Source organism: Paraburkholderia nodosa DSM 21604, assembly GCF_000519185.1.
Taxonomy (GTDB): domain Bacteria; phylum Pseudomonadota; class Gammaproteobacteria; order Burkholderiales; family Burkholderiaceae; genus Paraburkholderia; species Paraburkholderia nodosa.
This window is the reverse complement of record NZ_JAFA01000001.1, coordinates 104,641-123,639: the sequence shown is the minus strand read 5'-3', so window position 1 is coordinate 123,639 and position 18,999 is coordinate 104,641. Positions and strand designations below refer to the sequence as shown.

19 protein-coding genes and 1 pseudogene are annotated in these 18,999 nt (G+C 65.7%); 6 read left to right on the top strand and 14 right to left on the bottom strand.

The features are described from left to right. On the bottom strand, window positions 1–477 hold the full coding sequence (locus A3CW_RS0100590; RefSeq protein WP_028201821.1) for a DUF2244 domain-containing protein: 477 nt from the start codon (window positions 475–477) through the stop codon (window positions 1–3). Window positions 478–744: 267 nt separating this feature from the next. Further along, window positions 745–1,734 carry a methyltransferase domain-containing protein gene (locus A3CW_RS0100585; RefSeq protein ID WP_028201820.1) on the bottom strand — a complete coding sequence of 330 codons (990 nt, stop codon included), beginning with the start codon at window positions 1,732–1,734 and terminating at the stop codon, window positions 745–747. An 87-nt stretch (window positions 1,735–1,821) separates the two neighbouring features. On the opposite strand from A3CW_RS0100585, the pseudogene A3CW_RS44755 reads away from it, so the two are divergent. Beyond that, window positions 1,822–2,650: pseudogene (locus tag A3CW_RS44755) on the top strand (ComF family protein). 42 nt (window positions 2,651–2,692) lie between these two features. Further along, complete coding sequence (gene trmL, locus A3CW_RS0100575; protein ID WP_028201819.1) at window positions 2,693–3,163, top strand: tRNA (uridine(34)/cytosine(34)/5-carboxymethylaminomethyluridine(34)-2'-O)-methyltransferase TrmL; 471 nt, start codon at window positions 2,693–2,695, stop codon at window positions 3,161–3,163. Window positions 3,164–3,188: 25 nt separating this feature from the next. Here trmL and A3CW_RS0100570 read toward each other — a convergent pair whose 3' ends face one another. The 5 genes from A3CW_RS0100570 to A3CW_RS0100550 form a co-directional block, all read right to left on the bottom strand. Further along, window positions 3,189–3,722 carry an O-acetyl-ADP-ribose deacetylase gene (locus A3CW_RS0100570; RefSeq protein ID WP_028201818.1) on the bottom strand — a complete coding sequence of 178 codons (534 nt, stop codon included), beginning with the start codon at window positions 3,720–3,722 and terminating at the stop codon, window positions 3,189–3,191. A gap of 99 nt (window positions 3,723–3,821) precedes the next feature. Continuing rightward, window positions 3,822–4,820: an NAD(P)H-dependent glycerol-3-phosphate dehydrogenase gene (locus A3CW_RS0100565; protein ID WP_028201817.1), complete on the bottom strand. Its 999-nt coding sequence runs from the start codon at window positions 4,818–4,820 to the stop codon at window positions 3,822–3,824. Between the two features lie 49 nt (window positions 4,821–4,869). Beyond that, window positions 4,870–5,334, bottom strand: a complete 465-nt coding sequence (gene secB, locus A3CW_RS0100560; RefSeq protein ID WP_028201816.1) for a protein-export chaperone SecB — start codon at window positions 5,332–5,334, stop codon at window positions 4,870–4,872. A 227-nt stretch (window positions 5,335–5,561) separates the two neighbouring features. Next, window positions 5,562–5,822, bottom strand: coding sequence for a glutaredoxin 3 (gene grxC / locus A3CW_RS0100555; RefSeq protein ID WP_028201815.1), 261 nt, complete (start codon window positions 5,820–5,822; stop codon window positions 5,562–5,564). Continuing rightward, window positions 5,819–6,244, bottom strand: a complete 426-nt coding sequence (locus A3CW_RS0100550) for a rhodanese-like domain-containing protein (protein WP_028201814.1) — start codon at window positions 6,242–6,244, stop codon at window positions 5,819–5,821. Before A3CW_RS0100550 ends, grxC begins: the two co-directional genes overlap by 4 nt. A gap of 211 nt (window positions 6,245–6,455) precedes the next feature. Between A3CW_RS0100550 and gpmA the strand changes: the two genes are divergently transcribed. From gpmA to A3CW_RS0100535, 3 genes are all read left to right on the top strand, one after another. Next, window positions 6,456–7,205 carry a 2,3-diphosphoglycerate-dependent phosphoglycerate mutase gene (gene gpmA, locus A3CW_RS0100545; protein ID WP_028201813.1) on the top strand — a complete coding sequence of 250 codons (750 nt, stop codon included), beginning with the start codon at window positions 6,456–6,458 and terminating at the stop codon, window positions 7,203–7,205. A gap of 380 nt (window positions 7,206–7,585) precedes the next feature. Further along, window positions 7,586–9,169, top strand: a complete 1,584-nt coding sequence (locus A3CW_RS0100540) for a S41 family peptidase (protein ID WP_028201812.1) — start codon at window positions 7,586–7,588, stop codon at window positions 9,167–9,169. A 176-nt stretch (window positions 9,170–9,345) separates the two neighbouring features. Then, window positions 9,346–10,107 (top strand): HesA/MoeB/ThiF family protein, encoded by a 762-nt coding sequence (locus A3CW_RS0100535; protein WP_028201811.1) that lies wholly within the window; start codon window positions 9,346–9,348, stop codon window positions 10,105–10,107. Between the two features lie 80 nt (window positions 10,108–10,187). Here A3CW_RS0100535 and ptsP read toward each other — a convergent pair whose 3' ends face one another. The 7 genes from ptsP to A3CW_RS0100495 form a co-directional block, all read right to left on the bottom strand. After that, complete coding sequence (gene ptsP, locus A3CW_RS0100530; RefSeq protein WP_028201810.1) at window positions 10,188–11,927, bottom strand: phosphoenolpyruvate--protein phosphotransferase; 1,740 nt, start codon at window positions 11,925–11,927, stop codon at window positions 10,188–10,190. A gap of 212 nt (window positions 11,928–12,139) precedes the next feature. After that, on the bottom strand, window positions 12,140–12,409 hold the full coding sequence (locus A3CW_RS0100525) for an HPr family phosphocarrier protein (RefSeq protein ID WP_028201809.1): 270 nt from the start codon (window positions 12,407–12,409) through the stop codon (window positions 12,140–12,142). Between the two features lie 85 nt (window positions 12,410–12,494). Next, window positions 12,495–13,076, bottom strand: a complete 582-nt coding sequence (locus A3CW_RS44750; RefSeq protein WP_081771471.1) for a PTS sugar transporter subunit IIA — start codon at window positions 13,074–13,076, stop codon at window positions 12,495–12,497. Window positions 13,077–13,514: 438 nt separating this feature from the next. Then, window positions 13,515–14,468: a glutathione synthase gene (gene gshB, locus A3CW_RS0100510; protein ID WP_028201807.1), complete on the bottom strand. Its 954-nt coding sequence runs from the start codon at window positions 14,466–14,468 to the stop codon at window positions 13,515–13,517. A 135-nt stretch (window positions 14,469–14,603) separates the two neighbouring features. Beyond that, entirely contained in the window at window positions 14,604–15,893 is a 1,290-nt protein-coding gene (gene gshA, locus A3CW_RS0100505; protein ID WP_028201806.1) for a glutamate--cysteine ligase, read from the bottom strand. Window positions 15,894–16,283: 390 nt separating this feature from the next. Beyond that, window positions 16,284–17,780: an ammonium transporter gene (locus A3CW_RS0100500; protein ID WP_028201805.1), complete on the bottom strand. Its 1,497-nt coding sequence runs from the start codon at window positions 17,778–17,780 to the stop codon at window positions 16,284–16,286. Between the two features lie 39 nt (window positions 17,781–17,819). Beyond that, window positions 17,820–18,158 carry a P-II family nitrogen regulator gene (locus A3CW_RS0100495; RefSeq protein WP_028201804.1) on the bottom strand — a complete coding sequence of 113 codons (339 nt, stop codon included), beginning with the start codon at window positions 18,156–18,158 and terminating at the stop codon, window positions 17,820–17,822. Between the two features lie 529 nt (window positions 18,159–18,687). On the opposite strand from A3CW_RS0100495, the gene A3CW_RS0100485 reads away from it, so the two are divergent. Beyond that, window positions 18,688–18,945, top strand: coding sequence for an accessory factor UbiK family protein (locus A3CW_RS0100485; protein WP_028201802.1), 258 nt, complete (start codon window positions 18,688–18,690; stop codon window positions 18,943–18,945). The last annotated feature ends 54 nt before the right edge of the window (window positions 18,946–18,999 follow it).

Sequence of the window (18,999 nt, the reverse complement as noted above, 5' to 3'; positions counted from 1 at the left end):
TCAACCCGCGCGCGCAAGCCAGGCACGCAGTTCCCGCGCGAACTGCGCACGCCGATATTGCGGCAGATGCAACCCGACAGCGACCGCCTGACCGCGGGACACGAGACGCACCGGGTCGCGTGGGGTCGCGCCCGGCTCGACCCGGACCCAGCGGGGATTGAATTCGAACTGCGTGAGCGCGTCGGCGCTCATCTGTTCGATCACCAGCCGGTTCGGATAAAGCCTGATACGTTCGTAATCGACAGCATGGCGCGCATAAATGACAAAAGCGCCGCCTACTACCAACAGATCGATACCGGTAAACGGCAAAACCAGCCAGGCGCCGTGGATCAACAACAGAACGGCGATCGCGATGGAAACCAGCGCCAGCGAAACATAGAAGAACACGAATTGCCTGGGCGAAACCGAACAGTTGCGCTTCATGGTCCAGTCTTTCAGGACCGGTTCCGGACTCGCCAGCAGATCAGACGCCTGCATCGCTCGCTTCCCCCACTTGCAACCTCGCCAGACTATCGCCGCGTCGCGCCTCGCACAACTACGGGGAGATCTGGACTTGCCACAATGGATTTTGGGGACCCTTCCGTGCAGCAAACTGACGCATTATAGGCGCGATCCCCAGCCCTCACAAGCAAGACCCAATCGCCCGCAAACCCATATCAGACGGGCCTTGCAGCGATTTTTCAGGCATTTTCCCGGGGCTTTTCAGGCGCTAATTTCAGGCATAACGAAAGCCCCCTTACCACGTTACCGATTCCTTGCCGGACCCCGGCCGATGTCCTCGAGGCGTACGATGCCATGGCCTTCGGCGGTCGTGCGCGGCACGGCCTTCCACGCGTGGCCGTAGATGATCTCGAAGGTCAGCGGGATCGTGCCCGCGTGCGGTCCGTCCGTGCAGCGGCGCGCCTCGAGCGCGGCCACGAGCGCACGGTGCAGGCGCCGCGCGGTGCCGCCGTTCTCACCCTCGCCATCGCCGTTGCGCTCGAACGGATACGCGCCCCAGCGGCGCACGTCGGCGAGCAGTTTCTCCGGCGTCTTGTAGGTGATGGTGAGCGTTTCCTGGTCCATCACCGGAATCTCGAAACCGTTCTCGACGAGCATGTCGCCCAGATCGTGCATGTCGACGAAATCGATGACGTGCGCGCGCGTCGGCACGCCGTGCGCGGCCTCGACTTCGGCGAACGCGCCGCGCAGCTCCTTGAGCGTGTCGGGACCGAGCGTGCTGAACATGAGCAGGCCGTTGACTTTAAGCACGCGCTGCCACTCGCCGAACACGAGGTCGGGGCGCGGATGCCAGTGCAATGCGAGATTCGACCACAGCAGTTCGAACGCGGCATGCGCGAACGGCAGTTCGGCAAAGTCGGCCTGCGCAACCCGCGGACCGCGCGAACCGAGCGCGCGGCCAAGCGAGGCCGGCAGAAAACGCCGCCAGCTCGTGTCGGGGGCATCGTGCTCGCGCGCGCGGCGCAGCATGGCGAGGGAGAGATCGGTGCCGAACACGGGCGCTTCGGGAAAGCGTTCGCGCAAGCTGGGCAGGTCGTCGCCCTGGCCGCACGCGATGTCGAGCACGGCCGCGGGATTCACCTTGATGTATTCGAGGCGCTCGCGCATGCGTTGCGCGATTTCACGCGGCAGGAAGGCAACGTCGTCGAAAGTCGCCGCACGGCGATCGAAGATGCGCCGAAGGTGCCGGGTGTCATAGTCCGGACGGCCAGTTCTTGCGGGAGACGGGGACATGTCGGTCGTATTGGCGAAGTCTGCGAAGTATACTCGCTCACTCCTTTCCTTTCAGTCACGCGAGCCCGCTGCCCGGGCCGTCCTTCGATGCCACCGCGCCCTTCTTCAGGTGAGACACGCAATGCAGCGCGTATCACACTGCCCGCTTCACACCGCACTCGTCTTGCGGGCGTGGCGCGCGTCTGTCGAAAAGCGCGGGCGCTGCCGTCACAGCTTGCCCACTTCGTGCTGCCCAATCTGTGCCCATTATGCGGCAATTTGTCGCGAACCACGCTCTGTGTGTGCTGCGACGCCGCGTACTGGAATGAGCCGCGTGCGCTGCACGGTCTGCGCTGTGCCGCTCGCGCACAGGCCCGGGACGGCGGGACGCGCGCGCTATCGCTGCGAGGCCTGCGCCGACGCGCCGCCCGCATTCGACGCCACGCTTGCGCTCGCCGACTATCGCGCGCCGCTCGACCTGCTCGCGCGGGGCCTGAAGTTTCGCGCGCGTCTCGCGCTCGGCGAGGAATTTGCGCGACGCCTCACGCTGGCCGCACAAGCTATGTGCGATGAGCACGGCATGCCGGAGATCGTCGTGCCGGTGCCGCTCTCGCGCGAACGCCTCATCGAGCGCGGCTACAACCAGGCCTGGCAGATCGCGCGGCCGCTCGCGCGCCGGTTGGGCACGCACGCGGACGCCACGCTCGTACGACGCATCCTGCATACGGCGCCGCAATCGAAGCTCGATCGCGAGACGCGCCGCCGCAACGTCGGCCGGGCGTTCGCGCTCACGCGGCCGCTCAGCGGCCAGCACGTGGGCGTGGTCGACGACGTGATGACCTCGGGCGCCACGCTCGACGCGCTCGCGCATACGCTGAAGGCCGCAGGCGCACGGCGCGTGACGAATTTCGTGGCGCTGCGCACGCCGAAGGACTGATCGGCCTCACACTATTCAAGACATCGAGAGAGTTTCATCGTCATGTTCAACGTCGTTCTCGTCGAACCCGAAATCCCGCCGAACACCGGCAACGTGATCCGCCTGTGCGCGAACACCGGTGCGCGGCTTCATCTGATCGAACCGCTCGGCTTTCCCCTCGATGACGCGAAAATGCGCCGCGCGGGCCTCGATTACCACGAGTACGCGCAGATGCACGTGCACGCCGACTGGGATGCCTTCATCGCCAAAGAAGCACCAGACCCGTCGCGGATGTTCGCGTTCACGACGCGCGGATCGGGCCGCTTTCATGCGCATGCGTTCCAGCCCGGCGACTGGTTCGTGTTCGGTGCGGAAACGCGCGGCCTGCCCGATGCGGTGCTCGAGCGCTTCGAGACGCCACAGCGCGTGCGCCTGCCGATGCGGCCCGGCAATCGCAGCCTGAATCTCTCGAACACGGTCGCGATCGTGGTGTTCGAAGCGTGGCGTCAGGCGGGGTTCGAAGGCGGCGAATGAGGCGAGCGCGTTGTGACGCGTCGCCCTACGCCTTGCCGCGCGCCGCAAGCTCACGCTCATAGCGCGTGAGCATCGCATTGTCGAAGCACGCGAAGATCACGTGCTCGAGCGTCGGGTATTTCGCTAGCTCGTCGATCACGGTCGATACCGCAATCGCCACCGCCTCGTCGGCAGGAAAACGGTAGACGCCGCAACTGATTGCCGGAAACGCGATGCTCGTCACGCCCGCCGCGCGCGCGCACTCGAGTGAGCGCCGGTAGCAGGAAGCGAGCAGATGCGCTTCGTCACGGCCGCCGCCGTACCAGACGGGGCCCACGGTGTGGATGACGTGTTTTGCGGGAAGGTGATAGCCGCCGGTGATTTTGGCGTCGCCGGTCGGACAGCCGTTCAGCGTCTCGCATTCGCGCAGCAGGTCCGGCCCGGCGGCGCGATGAATCGCGCCGTCCACGCCGCCGCCGCCGAGCAACGATTCGTTCGCGGCGTTGACGATTGCATCGACCTTCAACGTGGTGATGTCGACGGCCTGCGCTTCGATGCGGCAGTTTCCGATGGTCAGCATACGGTCCTCCTTTGCGATCCGGAGTTGGCGCTTTAGCGCTTTGCGCTCCGGTCCCACGCAGAGCGTGCTTAAAGCCAGGCGCAGCAGGACCGCAGCGTCCTACTCCGCCTTCGCGTCGCGTCGGAGCAGCGCGCTCACGGCGTCGCGCGGCGTGACACCGTCGAACAGCACGGCGCATACCGCCTGGGTGATCGGCATGTCGATGCCATGTGCGCGCGCGAGCGCCAGCACCGCCTGCGCGCAGCGCACGCCTTCGGCCACGTGGCCGAGCGCGCCGAGGATGTCGTCGAGCGTGCGGCCGCTCGCGAGCTGCTTGCCTACGGTGCGGTTGCGCGAGAGGTCGCCCGTGGCGGTGAGGATGAGGTCGCCGAGGCCGGTCAGTCCCGTGAAGGTCTCGGCGCGCCCGCCGAGCGTGACGCCAAGGCGCGTCATTTCGGCGAGGCCGCGCGTGATGAGCGCCGCGCGTGCGTTCAGGCCGAGGCCCAGGCCATCGGCAATGCCGGTCGCGATCGCGAGCACGTTCTTGACCGCGCCGCCCACCTCCACGCCGACCACGTCGTCGCCGGTATAGATGCGCATCGCGCGGTGATGGAACGCTGCGAGCGTGCGCTCGCGGCAATCGGCGGAGGCGCTCGCCACCGTCAACGCGACGGGCAGGCCCTGGCCCACTTCGCGCGCGAAGCTCGGCCCCGAAAGCACGCCGTTGCTCGCGTGGCCCGGCAGCTCGGCTGCCACGACCTGATGCGGCATCAACTGCGTTTGCGCTTCAAAGCCCTTGCAGAGCCAGACGAAGTGCGCGGGCACGCGGCCCATGTCGCGCAGCGTGCAGAGCATGCCGCGCAGGCCTGCCACGGGCGTGGCGAGCACGACGAGATCCGCCTCGCCCGAAGCATGGTCGAGCGCGGCGGCGAGATCCGTTTCGTATTTGAGATTCCTGGGCAGCGCGACGCCCGCGAGGTAGCGGGCGTTTTCGTGCGTCTTGCGCAAGGTGTCGACGAGCGCGCCATCGCGCGCCCACAACAGCGTGTGATGCGCCTGGGCGAGATGCCCTGCCAGCGCGGTGCCCCACGCTCCGGCGCCGAGAACGGCGATGTTCATTCCGATACTCCGCACCGGTAGTTCGTGGAAACGATCAACGTACGCTTTTTTAGTGCGTTGCGTTGCTTGCGCCGTCAGGCTGGGCGAGTTGCTGCAGGCGTTGCTCGTAGAGCGCCTGGAAGTTGATCTCGGCCAGGTGGATCGGCGGGAAGCCTGCGCGCGTGATCGCGTCGGCGATGTTCGAGCGCAGGTACGGGAACAGGATGGTCGGGCATGCGATGCCGACGAGCGGATCGACCTGTTCGGCCGGGATGTTGCGGATGTCGAAAATGCCGGCTTGCTTGGCTTCGATCAGGAACGCAACCTTGTCCTTGACCTTGGCCGTGACGGTGCCGGTGACGATGATTTCGAACACCGATTCGGCGAGGCGCTCGGCCTTGACGTCGACTTCCACTTCGACCGAAGGCATGTCCTGCTCAAGGAAGATGGACGGCGAATTCGGCTGCTCGAGCGACATGTCCTTGAGGTAAATGCGCTGGATATTGAAGAACGGCTGGTTGTTCTCGTCAGACATGGTGTATGGCTTCCCTGATTGAATGGATCGCGGCGGCATCTTCGTGACATCTCGAAGTCGCGAAAATGCGCCGCGCTACGGCAATGGACGGCAACAGGCCCGCGCGAGCCTCACTGGCTCGCGCGGGCCGAAACCCTGCGTCGCTACGTCACGCTGCGCAGCCCGCCTGCGGACCGAGGCCGCACGGCTATCGGGCTGCGAATCAGGCCTTCAATCCGCCTGTAACCTCAGGCGGCTTCGAGCAGCGGCATCAAGCCGCCCGCACGGTCGAGCGCGGAGAGGTCATCGTAACCGCCCACGTGCGTCTCGCCGATGAAAACCTGCGGCACGGTACGCCGGCCGGTGCGCGTCATCATCTCTTCGCGCCGCGCCGGGTCCCGGTCGATCAGCACTTTCTCGATTTGCTCGACGCCGCGCGACTTTAAAAGACGCTCGGCCATCTGGCAATACGGGCACACCTGGGTGCTGTACATGACCACTTTGCTCACTTCGAACCTCCTTGTTTCACGACCGGCATTCCGGCCTGCTGCCAGGCGTTCACGCCGCCGTCCAGCACGTGGACTTCGGCAAAACCGGCGTCCTTCACGAGGCGCAGCGCCTTGTGCGACTGCTGGCCCGTCTGGCAGACCAGCAACACCGGGTTGCTCTTGTTCTTCACGAGCTGGCCGATCTTCGCCTCGAGTTCGCCAAATTCGACCTGGCGCGCCGAGGGCAGATGACCCTTCGCGAATTCACCCGCGGGACGCAGGTCGACCACCACCGCGTTGCGGCGGTTGATGAGCTGCGTCGCCTCGGCGGTGGAAACGCCGCCGCGGCCGCCGCGCTTGAGCGTCGGCCACAGGAGCAACCCTCCTGAGATGAGGACGATCGCGATGAGTACAAGGTTGATGTAATTGGTGAAGAACGTCACGGAGGGTCCGCCGGAAAAAGGGAAAGTCGGAGAAATCGTGCGAAATCGGATTCGGACAATCCGCTCATTATAAAATAACCGTTTGTCGCAGGGTTACCGCCCCCCAGCCCGGGCGTGCATCCCGTCGGACTGGACCGCCGCCATGGCGCTGCTGCCGCGTTGCGTCCTCCGTCCCCGATTACCGCTTCCTTCACTACCGACCGGCATCCTCATGTACAAACTCGTACTCATCCGTCACGGCGAATCGACGTGGAACAAGGAAAACCGCTTCACCGGCTGGGTGGACGTCGACCTCACCGAGCAGGGCAACCGCGAAGCGCAGCAGGCTGGCCAGCTGCTCAAGGAGTCCGGCTACACGTTCGACATCGCCTACACCTCGGTGCTCAAGCGCGCGATCCGCACACTCTGGCACGTGCAGGACCAGATGGACCAGATGTACCTGCCCGTGGTCCACTCGTGGCGCCTGAACGAGCGTCACTACGGTGCGCTTTCGGGCCTGAACAAGGCCGAAACGGCGGCCAAATTCGGCGACGAGCAAGTGCTGGTCTGGCGCCGCAGTTACGACACGCCGCCCCCGGCGCTCGAGCCGACCGACTCGCGCACGGCGTACGACGACCCGCGCTACGCCAGGGTGCCGCGCGAGGAACTGCCGCTCACCGAGTGCCTGAAGGACACGGTCGCGCGCGTGATGCCGATCTGGAACGAGTCGATCGCACCGGCCATCAAGGCGGGCAAGAAAGTGGTGATCGCCGCGCACGGCAATTCGATCCGCGCGCTCGTGAAGTACCTCGACAACATTTCGGATGACGACATCGTCGGCCTGAACATCCCGAACGGCGTGCCGCTCGTCTATGAGCTGGACGAGAACCTCAAGCCCATCAAGCACTACTATCTGGGCGACGCAGAAGCCATCGCGAAGGCGCAGGCCGCCGTGGCGAACCAGGGCAAGAAGGCGGGCTGACGCTTAGCGCCGCCCGGCATCGGCCGCCCCTGGCGGTGCCTTGTCGATTCAGGCAGCCGCCGGTCCGTCGGGCCGGCGGCTGTGCTTCGGGCCATGCCCTCCCGCCACGCGGGTGCGCTGCGGCTTCGCCCCGGAAATTCGTTGCACATTCCCCTTTTCTGCCTTTTTTGGGCCCGGCTGGCAAGATTGCCAGCGCCCTGACAGCACCGCGCCAGAACCGAAATTACGGCACACGGTTTGCGAACCTGGCGGCTGCAGCACTGTCTTAGTCCCATCGTACGCGCCATATACACAGCCACGGCGGGTGTGCAGTTATACTTGTCCGTCGCTTTTCCAATAGACGCTGCCACGCGCCTTTCCGACCGCACGCAACATACTCTATGCGAAAGAACCTGAAAAACATCGGCCTGATCGCCGCTGGCCTCGCGACCGGCGTATTTGCCACCCTGCAGATTTCCGCCGAGGCGCAGCAAACCCAGCAGACGGTCGTAGAACCGCTGCCGCTCGACCAACTGAGGCTCTTCGCCGAAGTGTTCGGTCAAATCAAGCATGAGTATGTCGTGCCGGTGGACGACAAGAAGCTCCTCACCGCCGCCATCAAGGGCATGGTGTCGAGCCTCGACCCGCACTCGTCGTATCTCGACAAGACCGATTACCAGGAGCTCCAGGAGCAGACCAAGGGTCGCTTCGCGGGCCTCGGCATCGAAATCTCGTCGGAAGACGGCCTGATCAAGGTCATCTCGCCGATCGAAGACACGCCCGCGTACCGCGCCGGCATCCGTCCGGGCGACCTCATCACGCGTATCAACGACAAGCCGGTGCGCGGCATGACGCTCGACCAGGCGGTCAAGCAGATGCGCGGCGACCCGGGCACCAAGGTCACGCTCACGATCTTCCGCAAGACCGACGACCGCACCTTCCCGCTCACCATCACGCGCGCCATCATCAAGGTGCAGAGCGTGAAGTCGAAGATCCTGCAGCCGGGTTACGCGTATATCCGCGTCACGAGCTTCCAGGAGCGCACGGTCCCCGACCTCGCCCAGAAGCTGCAAGACATCGCGCGCCAGGAGCCGAACCTCAAGGGCATCATCCTCGACCTGCGCAACAACGGCGGCGGCCTGCTGCAAAGCGCCGTGGGCGTGGCGGGCGCGTTCCTGCCGCCGGATTCGGTCGTCGTCTCGACGAACGGCCAGATCCCGGACTCGAAGCAGGTCTACCGCGACACCTACGAGAACTACCGCCTGCCGTCGTTCGATGGCGACCCGCTCAAGGGCGAGGCGGCCGAGTTCAAGACCGTGCCGATGGTCGTGCTGACCAACGCCTATTCGGCGTCGGCCTCGGAAATCGTGGCGGGCGCGCTGCAGGACTCGAAGCGTGCGCTCATCGTCGGCAAGACGACGTTCGGCAAGGGCTCGGTGCAGACCGTGCGCCCGATGACGGCCGACACGGCGCTGCGCCTGACCACGGCGTACTACTACACGCCGAGCGGCCGCTCGATCCAGAACAAGGGCATCCGTCCTGATATCGCGGTCGACCAGTACGCCGACGGCGATCCGGACGACGCACTCGTCACGCGCGAAGTGGACTACCAGAACCACCTCGCCAACACGCAGGATCCGGACGAGAAGAAGGAGCAGGAAGTGCGCGAGCAGGAGCGCATGGACATGCTGCGTCAGCTCGAAGAGCAGAACGACAAGAAGACGCCGGAGCAGCGCCAGAAGGATCGCGAGCGCAAGCCGGTCGAGTTCGGTTCCACCGACGACTACATGCTCCAGCAGGCGCTGAACAAGCTCCAGGGCAAGCCGGTGGCCGAATCGAAGTCGCCGATGGAGCGCCGCCTCGCGCAGCAGAAGCCGCCTACCTCGGCTTCCGCGCCGATCGCCGTGAAGCCGGGCGCCCTCATCATGGCGCCGGCTCCGGGCTCCGCTGCCGCGCCGGCCTCCGCTCCGGCTCCGGCGAAGTAACATGCCGTACCGCCTCGCGACCCTCGCGCCTTGTGCGCCGGTCGCGAGGCCGCCCCTCCTCCAGCCGCTGGCGTCGTTACAATAACGGCACGGTATTTCCCCGGCGCGCGCTTCCCCATTCAGGGCCATCCAGGCTCTCGAGGTCCATCGCAGCGCCATCGAACCAGCGCATCGCGATGAACGACGACCAACTCCTTCGCTATTCCCGCCATATCCTCGTCGACGAGATCGGCATCGAGGCGCAGCAGCGCTTTCTCGACGCGCATGCGATCGTCGTGGGCGCGGGCGGCCTGGGATCGCCGGCGGCGATGTACCTCGCGGCCTCGGGCGTGGGCACCCTCACGCTCGTCGACAACGACACCGTCGACCTCACCAACCTGCAGCGGCAGATCATGCACGAGACGGCGTCGGTCGGCCGCGCGAAGGTCGAGTCGGGCCGCGACGCCATCGCGCGCCTGAATCCCGAGGTGAAGGTGAACGCGCTGCAAACGCGCATCGACGATGTGTGGCTCGACGCCCAGGTGCCGGGCGCGACGGTCGTGCTCGACTGCACCGACAATTTCGCCACGCGCCACGCCATCAACCGCGCGTGCGTGAAGCACGGCGTGCCGCTCGTTTCGGGCGCGGCGTTGCGCTTCGACGGCCAGATCAGCACCTTCGACTTCCGCGACGACGCCTCGCCCTGCTACGCCTGCGTGTTTCCCGAAGATCAGCCATTCGAGGAAGTGGCGTGCTCGACGATGGGCGTGTTCGCGCCGACGGTGGGCATCATCGGCGCGATGCAGGCTGCCGAGGCGCTGCGCGTGATCGGCGGTATCGGTACGACACTCGTCGGGCGGCTCATGATGCTCGACTCGCTGCGCATGGAGTGGAACACGATGCGCGTGGCGCGCCAGCCGGATTGCCCGGTGTGCGGCGAGCGTCACCGGCACGCCTGAAGCCCGCGCGAGCCAAGGCAAACAAAAAGCCCCGGACATGCCGGGGCTTTTTGCATTTTCGCGTCAGTGTGGGCGACCGCTCAGGCCTGCGCAACACGCTGCAGCGCCACCTGCAGTTCCTCGGGCTCGTATGCGGCCAGCACCTCCGCCACCGGCTTTTCCAGCGTCTTGAGCTGCGAGCGCAGGATCTCCTGCTTCACCACGAGCAACTGGCTCGGGTGCATCGAAAACTCGGTGAGACCCATGCCGAGCAGCAAACGCGTAAATGACGGGTCGCCCGCCATCTCCCCGCACACCGAAACCGGCACGCCCGCGCGCTTCGCCTCGCGCAGCGTATGCGCGATCAGCTGCAGCACGGCCGGATGCAGCGGATCGTACAGGTCGGCCACCGCATTGTCGGCCCGGTCGATAGCGAGCGCGTACTGAATCAGGTCGTTGGTGCCGATCGAGAGGAAATCGAGCCGGCGCAGGAACATCGGCAGCGCGAGCGCCGCCGCCGGAATCTCGATCATCGCCCCGACCTGGATGTTGGGATCGTAGGCGAGCCCGGCGTCGTCGAGCTGACGCTTCGCCTCGCGGATCAGGTCGAGCGTCTGGTCGATCTGCTGGGCGTGCGCGAGCATCGGAATCAGGATCTTGACCGAACCGAACGCCGAGGCGCGCAGGATCGCCCGTAGCTGCGTGAGGAACATCTGCGGCTCGGACAGGCTCCAGCGGATCGCGCGCAGGCCGAGCGCCGGGTTCGCGGCCGTCTCGTAGCCGTCGCTCGCACTCATGGCGTCGAGCGGCTTGTCCGCGCCCACGTCGATCGTGCGGATCGTCACGGGCAGCCCGTTCATGAGCTCCACCGCGCGGCGGTAGGCGGCGTACTGCTCCTCCTCTTCCGGCAAGTGGTTCTTGTGGTTCATGAACAGGAACTCGGTGCGAAAGAGGCCCACGCCCGTCGCGCCCGAGTCGAGCGCGGCCTGCGCGTCGTCGGGCAGCTCGATGTTCGCGTAGAGCTGGATCTTCGCGCCGCACAGCGTTTGCGTGGGCGAGAACTTCAGGCGCTGTAGCTTGCGCCGCTCAAGCGCCATCTCGCTTTGCCGGTAGGTGTACTCCTCGAGCACGATGGGCGCGGGATCGACGATCACGACGCCATGGTCGCCGTCGACGATGATGAGATCGTCCTGGCGGATCAGCGCGCTCGCCTGCTGCACGCCCACCGCCGCCGGAATGCCGAGGCTGCGCGCGACGATCGCCGTGTGCGAGGTGCGCCCGCCCAGATCGGTGACGAAACCCTGGAAAGATTGCCCCTTGAACTGCAGCATGTCGGCCGGCGCGATGTCGTGCGCGACGACGATCATCTCGTCGCAGCCGCCGTGCAGCGAATGGGGCATGGCGCCCGCGAGCGACTTCAGCACGCGCTCCACGACCTGCTCGATATCGGCCTTGCGCTCGCGCAGGTACTCGTCCTCTACGTCGTCGAAGTGACGCGAGAGGCGTTCGAGCTGTTCGGTAAGCGCCCACTCCACATTGAAGCGGCGCGTGCGGATGAGATCGATGGTCTCCTGCACGAGCATCACGTCGTTCAGGATCATCAGGTGAACGCCGATAAATGCCCCCATTTCGGAAGGGGCGTCGGCGGCAAGGTCGGCGCGCAGCGCGTCGAGCTCCCGCTCGACCGCCTGGAGCGCCGCGCGAAAGCGCTCGATTTCGTCTTCGATCTGCGCGTGCTCGATGAGGTAATGGTCGACGTCGAGTGCAGCCGGGGCGATCAGATACGCTCGCCCGATGGCTATACCGCGTGATACGGGAATTCCATGCAGCGTGAACGGCACGCGCACCTCCTCTGGTTATTTGATGCTGCGGCAAACCGCTGCAATGCGCTCTCTCAGACCCCGGCGATGATTATAAATTCCAGCGCGGCCGAATGTGGCCATGCGCGCGTGTTCGCGCGCGGCTGCGGCCTTGTGCAGCACTCCCCGCGCACAAACAAAAACGCCGCGGCAAACCGCGGCGTTCCGGGCAAGGCGCGTCGACTGCGCGCGTCTTACTGGCCTTCGCCGAACTTATCGGCGATCAGCTTGAGCAGCGCGCTCATGGCGTCGGCCTCGTCCGGGCCTTCGGTCTCGATCATCACCGTGCTGCCGATGCCTGCCGCCAGCATCATGACCCCCATGATGCTCTTGGCGTTGATGCGGCGGCCGTTGCGGCTCATCCAGATTTCCGCCTGATAGTTGCCTGCGAGCTGCGTCAGCTTCGCCGACGCCCGCGCGTGCAGGCCGAGTTTGTTCACGATGGTCGTTTCTTGTTGCAGCATAGGTCGATCCGGACGCGGTGTGTGGAAGTGTGACTGGGTTGTTTCGGTGTGCCTTGTTGTTGGCTTTCGGTGGCGCGCCGCCGCTTCAGGTGCTGCCTGCCGGCCTGAAAACGCCGGCCGCAACGCCGCCGGTGCAAGCAGTGCCCCGCGTCGCGGCGGCAGGCTGGCTTGCGCTCTGGCCGGCTACCGGATTCGCGGCCTGCTTTGTCGCGTCGGCCGCGGCCTCGGTGCAGGGCGTGGGCGGGCAGCCGCATTCGCTCGCGCTCGCAACGGGCGGCATGGTCGGACCGATGGTCTGGACGCCCTTGCTCGCGCCGGCCAGCGCCTTTTCGACGAGCGTGTCGAGCGGCGTTGCGCGGTAGCACACGGCACGCACCAGCATCGGCAGATTCACGCCGGCCAGCACGCGCACTTCGGGCACCGTGGCGAGGCGCGCCGCGATGTTCGAAGGCGTGGCGCCGAACATGTCGGTCAACACGAGCGCGCCGTTGTCCTCGCGCAAGCGCTCGATCTCCGAATTCGCCTTGGCGACCACTTCAGCCGGGTCGCTGTCGGGGAGCACGTCGAGCGCGCCGATGCGCGCCGGACAACCGCCATAGATATGCGCGATGCACTCGCGTAGCGCGGTAGCGAGCGGTGCGTGCGCAATGATCAGAATCCCTGCCATGTCAGCTTGACTGCAAAAAACGGCTCCGGTTGATGCTCGGACGATCCGTAGATCGCGTCCTGCAGCGCCAACCCCGCAGCCAGCCGTGAGCTCGCAGGGTCGGAACACGCGCCGCGCGGCAGCCAGAACGTCTTGTCGACGCCGGCTTGCCAGCCCGGAACGCGGGCTCGCGGCATTGTAGCAGGGTCATTTTCGCGCACGCGAGGCGGTTCTGCTCACAGCGGCGACAGATGTCGCGCGCGATTCACAGGCTCCGCACACGCGCTCGACCTTTCGTGGTCCGAAACTGCCCGCCAGTCAAGGTCTCGATGGAGCGCCCACCCTGCGAGGCGCCCACATCCGGCAAATGCAGCCATACACGCGGCTTTCAAGTCCGCGCTCCAGGTGCGGGCTTCAAATGCGCCCGGTCCCCGCTTCGAAGCCGGACTCAGGCCAGACTCAGGCCGCCGCGCGCTCCAGCGCGTCGATGAACATGGCGGCCACGTCAAAGCCCGTCTGCTCCATGATTTCGCGGAAACACGTCGGACTCGTGACATTGACCTCCGTGAGCCAGTCGCCGATGGCGTCGAGCCCTACGAGCAGCAGGCCGCGTGCCGCGAGCGTCGGGCCGAGGGCCTTGGCGATCTCCATGTCGCGCTCCGTGAGCGGCTGCGCGACGCCGAGTCCGCCCGCCGCCAGGTTGCCACGCACCTCATTGCCCTGAGGAATGCGCGCGAGCGAAAACGGCACCGGCTCGCCGCCGATCAGCAGAATGCGCTTGTCGCCGGCCTTGATTTCGGGGATGAACTTCTGCGCCATCACGCTGCGCGCCCCGTCGTGACTCAGCATCTCGATGATCGAGCCGAGGTTCATGCCGTCCGCCTTCACGCGGAACACGCCCATGCCGCCCATGCCGTCGAGCGGCTTGAGGATCACGTCCTGGTGCTCCTCATGGAACTTGCGCAGGCGCGCCGCGCTGCGCGTGACGAGCGTCGGCGCGACGAACTGCGGAAATTCGCCGATGGCGAGCTTTTCCGAGTGATCGCGAATCGACTGCGGCTTGTTGAAGATCTTCGCGCCCGCGCGCTCGGCGATCTCCAGCAGCCACGTCGACGTGACGTACTCCATGTCGAACGGCGGGTCCTTGCGCATGACGACGGCGTCGAAGCCGGTGAGCGCGCGCGCATCGGCCGTGGCTTCGAACCACGTTTCGCGATGCAGGTCCGCCGTATCGCCGATGATCGTGAAGCGCCGCACGTCGGCTTCCACCTGGCCGTTCACCCAAGCGAGATGCTGAGGCTCGCACGCGAAGAGCCGGTGGCCGCGCTTCGCGGCCTCGGCCATCATCGCGTAGGTCGAGTCCTTGTAGATCTTGAACCGCTCGAGCGGATCGGCGATGAAGAGAATGTCCATATCGTCTCTGCCTTGTCCCTGTCCTGTCGCTGCTTGACGTCTGGCATGGCGCCTGGTGTGGTGCCTGCTTTCATGACGGCAACGCCCGCACGGTGGCGGGCGCTGCGTTCAATTGTGTGAATGATGACGGCTGGCTCAGACCTGGATCGCTTCGGGGTCGGTCTTCTCCAGCTCGACCGAGGCCGCCAGCAAGCCGAGCCGCGCCACCACGCCGTACATGTAAAAGCGGTTCGGCGGCGCCGCACCCGCTTTCGCGCGCGTGTCGGGCAGCGCCGTGTGCTCGAAGCCGAGCGGCACGAAGTGCATGCCCGGCGCGTTCAGGTTCTGGTCGCGCTCGCGGCTGCCGTGCGCGCGGTAGAAGCCGCCCACCACATAGCGGTCGATCATGTACACGACCGGCTCGGCCACTTCGTCGCCAATGTGCTCGAACGTGTAGACGCCTTCCTGCACGATCACGTCGTGCACTTCGAGCCCGTCCTTCGTGGCCGACATCTTCGCACGTTCGCGCTTCGTGAGTGCGGCGACCTCCGAGGCGTCGTGCACCGTCATCACGCCGCGGCCGTCCGTGCCGGCATCGGACTTGATGACGACATAGGGCTTTTCGGTGATGCCGTACTCGCGGTACTTCTTCGCGATCTTCTTGAGCACGGCGTCGATGGCGGTCGCGACTTGCTCCTCGCCCGTGCGCGCCTCGAAATCGACACCTTCCACGTGCGCGAAGTACGGATTGATCATCCACGGGTCCACGCCCACCATCTTCGCGAACTTCTTCGCCACGTCGTCGTAGCAGGAGAAGTGCGTGGACTTGCGGCGCACCGCCCAGCCCGCATGCAGCGGCGGCAGCACGTACTGCTCGTGCAGGTTTTCGAGCACGGGCGGAATGCCGCCCGACAGATCGTTGTTCAGCAGAATCGAGCAGGGGTCGAAGTTCTTCAGGCCCAGGCGCCGCTGCGACCGCTCGAGCGGTTCGAGCACGATCTTCTGGCCGTCCGCGAGCGAGATCGTGACCGGCCCGGCGATCGTTTCGTCGAGCGTGCCGAAGCGCACGTTCAGGCCCGCCTGGCGCATGATCGTGGCGAGTCGCGCGACGTTCTCCAGATAGAACGCGTTGCGCGTGTGCATCTCCGGAATCACCAGCAGGTTCTTGGCGTCCGGGCAGATCTTTTCGATGGCGGCCATGGCCGCCTGCACGGCGAGCGGCAGCACTTCCTGCGGCAAGCAGTGGAAGGCGCCGGGAAACAGGTTGGTGTCGACCGGCGCGAGCTTGAAGCCGGCGTTGCGCAGGTCGACCGAAGCGTAGAACGGCGGCGTGTGCTCCTGCCATTCGAGGCGGAACCAGCGCTCGATGGCCGGCGTCGCGTCGAGAATGCGCTGCTCCAGTTCGAGGAGCGGGCCGTTCAACGCCGTAACCAGATGCGGGACCATAAGGGGTGACTCGCAGACGAAATGCTTTGATTGTAGGGAAACCGGTCGTTTATCTGGGGACGATTGCGCCAGTTGCAAGACGGGATGCCCTCATGAACCTCCGTCGTGAAATCCCTTGAGCACAGTAGGGTCAATCGAGCGTTCCGCGCACGGATATTCACGCCGGATATCCATTCTGGACCGCCCGCGCCGCCCGGCGCAATTGGGCCCACGGACTGAAGGGGCACTATGCGAACGCGCGGGCGAGGCACTTATTCCACCCTCGCTCCCTCCCGCGGGAGCAAGGCCCACACCCGGCGCCCGATGCGCATAAGAAAAGGGCCCGCCGAAACGGCGGGCCCAGGTCGCTGCTTGCTGCCCTGCTAGATCAAACCATCGAACGCGGCGCGCTTATTCCACGCGCTCGCCATGCAGAACCACGTCGAGCCCTTCGCGCTCTTCTTCTTCCGAAACACGCAGGCCCATCACCATGTCGATCACCTTCAGCAGGACGAAACTCACCACGCCGCTGTAGATGAGAGTCGTGAGCACGCCCTTGGCTTGCAGAATGACGCTGCCATCCGCACCGCCGATGTCCTTCACCGCGAACACGCCGGTCAGCAGCGCACCGATGATGCCGCCGATGCCGTGCACGCCGAACGCGTCGAGCGAGTCGTCATAGTTGAACTTGTGCTTGAGCCACGTCGCCGACCAGAAGCAGACCACGCCCGCCACCACGCCGATCACGATCGCGCCCAGCACGCCGACGAAGCCCGATGCCGGCGTCACGGCCACGAGACCCGCCACGGCGCCCGAAGCGATGCCGAGCACCGACGGCTTGCCCTTGGCGATCCACTCCGCGAACATCCAGCCGAGCGCGGCGCAGGCGGTAGCGACTTGCGTCGTGAGCATCGCGAAGCCGGCACGGCCGTCAGCCGCGACTGCCGAACCCGCGTTGAAGCCGAACCAGCCCACCCACAGCATGGCCGCGCCGATCAGCGTGAGCACGAGGTTGTGCGGCGCCATCACTTCGCGGCCGTAACCCACACGCTTGCCGAGGACGAGACAGCACACGAGGCCCGCGATACCGGCGTTGATGTGCACGACCGTGCCACCCGCGAAGTCGAGAATGCCGGCGCTGGCGAGCCAGCCCGTCGGCTCCCACACCATGTGCGCGATCGGCGAGTAGACGATGATCGACCACAGCGACATGAACACGAGCATCGCCGAGAACTTCATGCGGTCGGCGAACGCACCGGTGATGAGCGCCGGCGTGATGATCGCGAACGTCATCTGATAGACGAAGTACACCGTCTCGGGGATGGTCGGTGCGAGGTGGCTCACGGTGAGCGTCGTCGCCTTGTCGCCCTTGATGTAGTTCATGCCCTCAAGGAAGATGCGCGAGAAGCCGCCGATGAACGAGCCGCCCGGCGTGAACGCGATCGAGTAGCCAACCACCGTCCAGATCACGGTGACGACGCAGGTGATCGCAAAGCTCTGCATGAGCGTCGCGAGCACGTTCTTCTTGCGGACCATGCCGCCGTAGAAGAGCGCGAGGCCCGGGATCGTCATGAACAGCACGAGCGCGGTGGAGGTCAGCATCCACGCGGTGTCGCCCGAGTTGATCTTCGACGAATCGACCGAGAACGGCGCGGTCGGTGCGGCGGGCGCGGCGGCTGCGGCGGCAGCCGATGCGTCGGCCGGGGCGCTTGCGGCGGCTGCCGGGGCCGAAGCCGCGTCGGCGGCGGGCGCCGAAGCCGGAGCGGCGGCGGACGCATCGGGCGCCGAAGCGGCGGTGGCAGGCGCGGAGGCCGCGGCGGGCGCGGATGCGTCGTCCGCAAGCGCGGCGCCGACGCCGCCGGCCAGCAGCGAGCCGGCCATCATCAGGGACATCAAAAGTTTGCGCATCTCGGTTTCCTCTTTCCTCTTGTCTCGGTCTCTTTAGCTTTACAGCGCGTCGGCGCCGGTCTCGCCGGTGCGGATGCGGATCACTTGTTCAATCGGTGTGACGAAAATCTTGCCGTCGCCGATCTTGCCCGTGCGGGCCGCGCGTTCGACCGCCTCGATGGCCTGCTCGACGATGTCGTCGGCCACGGCGGCTTCGATCTTCACCTTCGGCAGGAAGTCGACGACATACTCCGCGCCGCGGTACAGCTCGGTGTGCCCCTTCTGGCGGCCGAAGCCCTTCACCTCCGTCACCGTGATCCCCGAAACGCCGATCGCCGAAAGGGCTTCGCGCGCCTCATCGAGCTTGAACGGCTTGATGATTGCTGTAATGAGTTTCATGTAGTCCTCGCTGTGGTTTGCTTCATTCCTTTGTTTGCTTCTGCAACGGGCGCCTCGCGAACGGGGCATGATGTTTCGCCGCGTCGCTGGCACACCGTGAGCCAACCGTCGTTCGGTGCGCGGGGCAGTATTAGCAACACCCGTGCCAATTTGCTGCAGCCCGTGCACGAAGCCGATGTGATGGACTTCGATGCAAGCGCGCCCAAAGCCATGGACAATGCCGGTCCGCGCCTTGAGGGGCGCGGCGCGCAAGGCCCTGGCCGAACGGCCAGCGTGGCGCGCGCGCGGTGGCGTGGCGGGGGGAACGTTGCTACAGTGTTCTCAGGCATCGCTGCCGCGCTGGGCGCCGCATAGCGGCGGGAAGTGGCCCGCCGCGCCACAGTGCGAAGCACACGGGCCGGGGGTGCGCACCAGTTCCGCGCATACCTGGCCGTGGCCCTGCGAATTCGCACCAAGATCGATCACGGTCCAACGCGGGGCACAGGCGAAACAAAACTTGCACATTTTTTGTGCAGCGAAGGGGAATCGAATGAAGCAACCAAACGACGTATTCAATGATCTGCAATCGCGCGTGAGCGATCTGCTCAAGAACTCGCCGGCGCGCGATGTCGAACGCAATGTTCGCGCAATGTTGTCGCAAGGCTTTTCGAAGCTGGACCTCGTCACGCGCGAGGAATTCGACGCGCAAACGCAGGTGCTCGTGCGCACGCGCCAGCGCCTCGAAGAACTCGAGCGCCGCGTGGCCGAGCTCGAGCAGAAGCTGCCGGTGACTAGCCAGTCCTCCTGATCATTTCTTTGCGCACTCCTGTGCGCAATCGAGTGCAGCTCCACTGCCGCACCG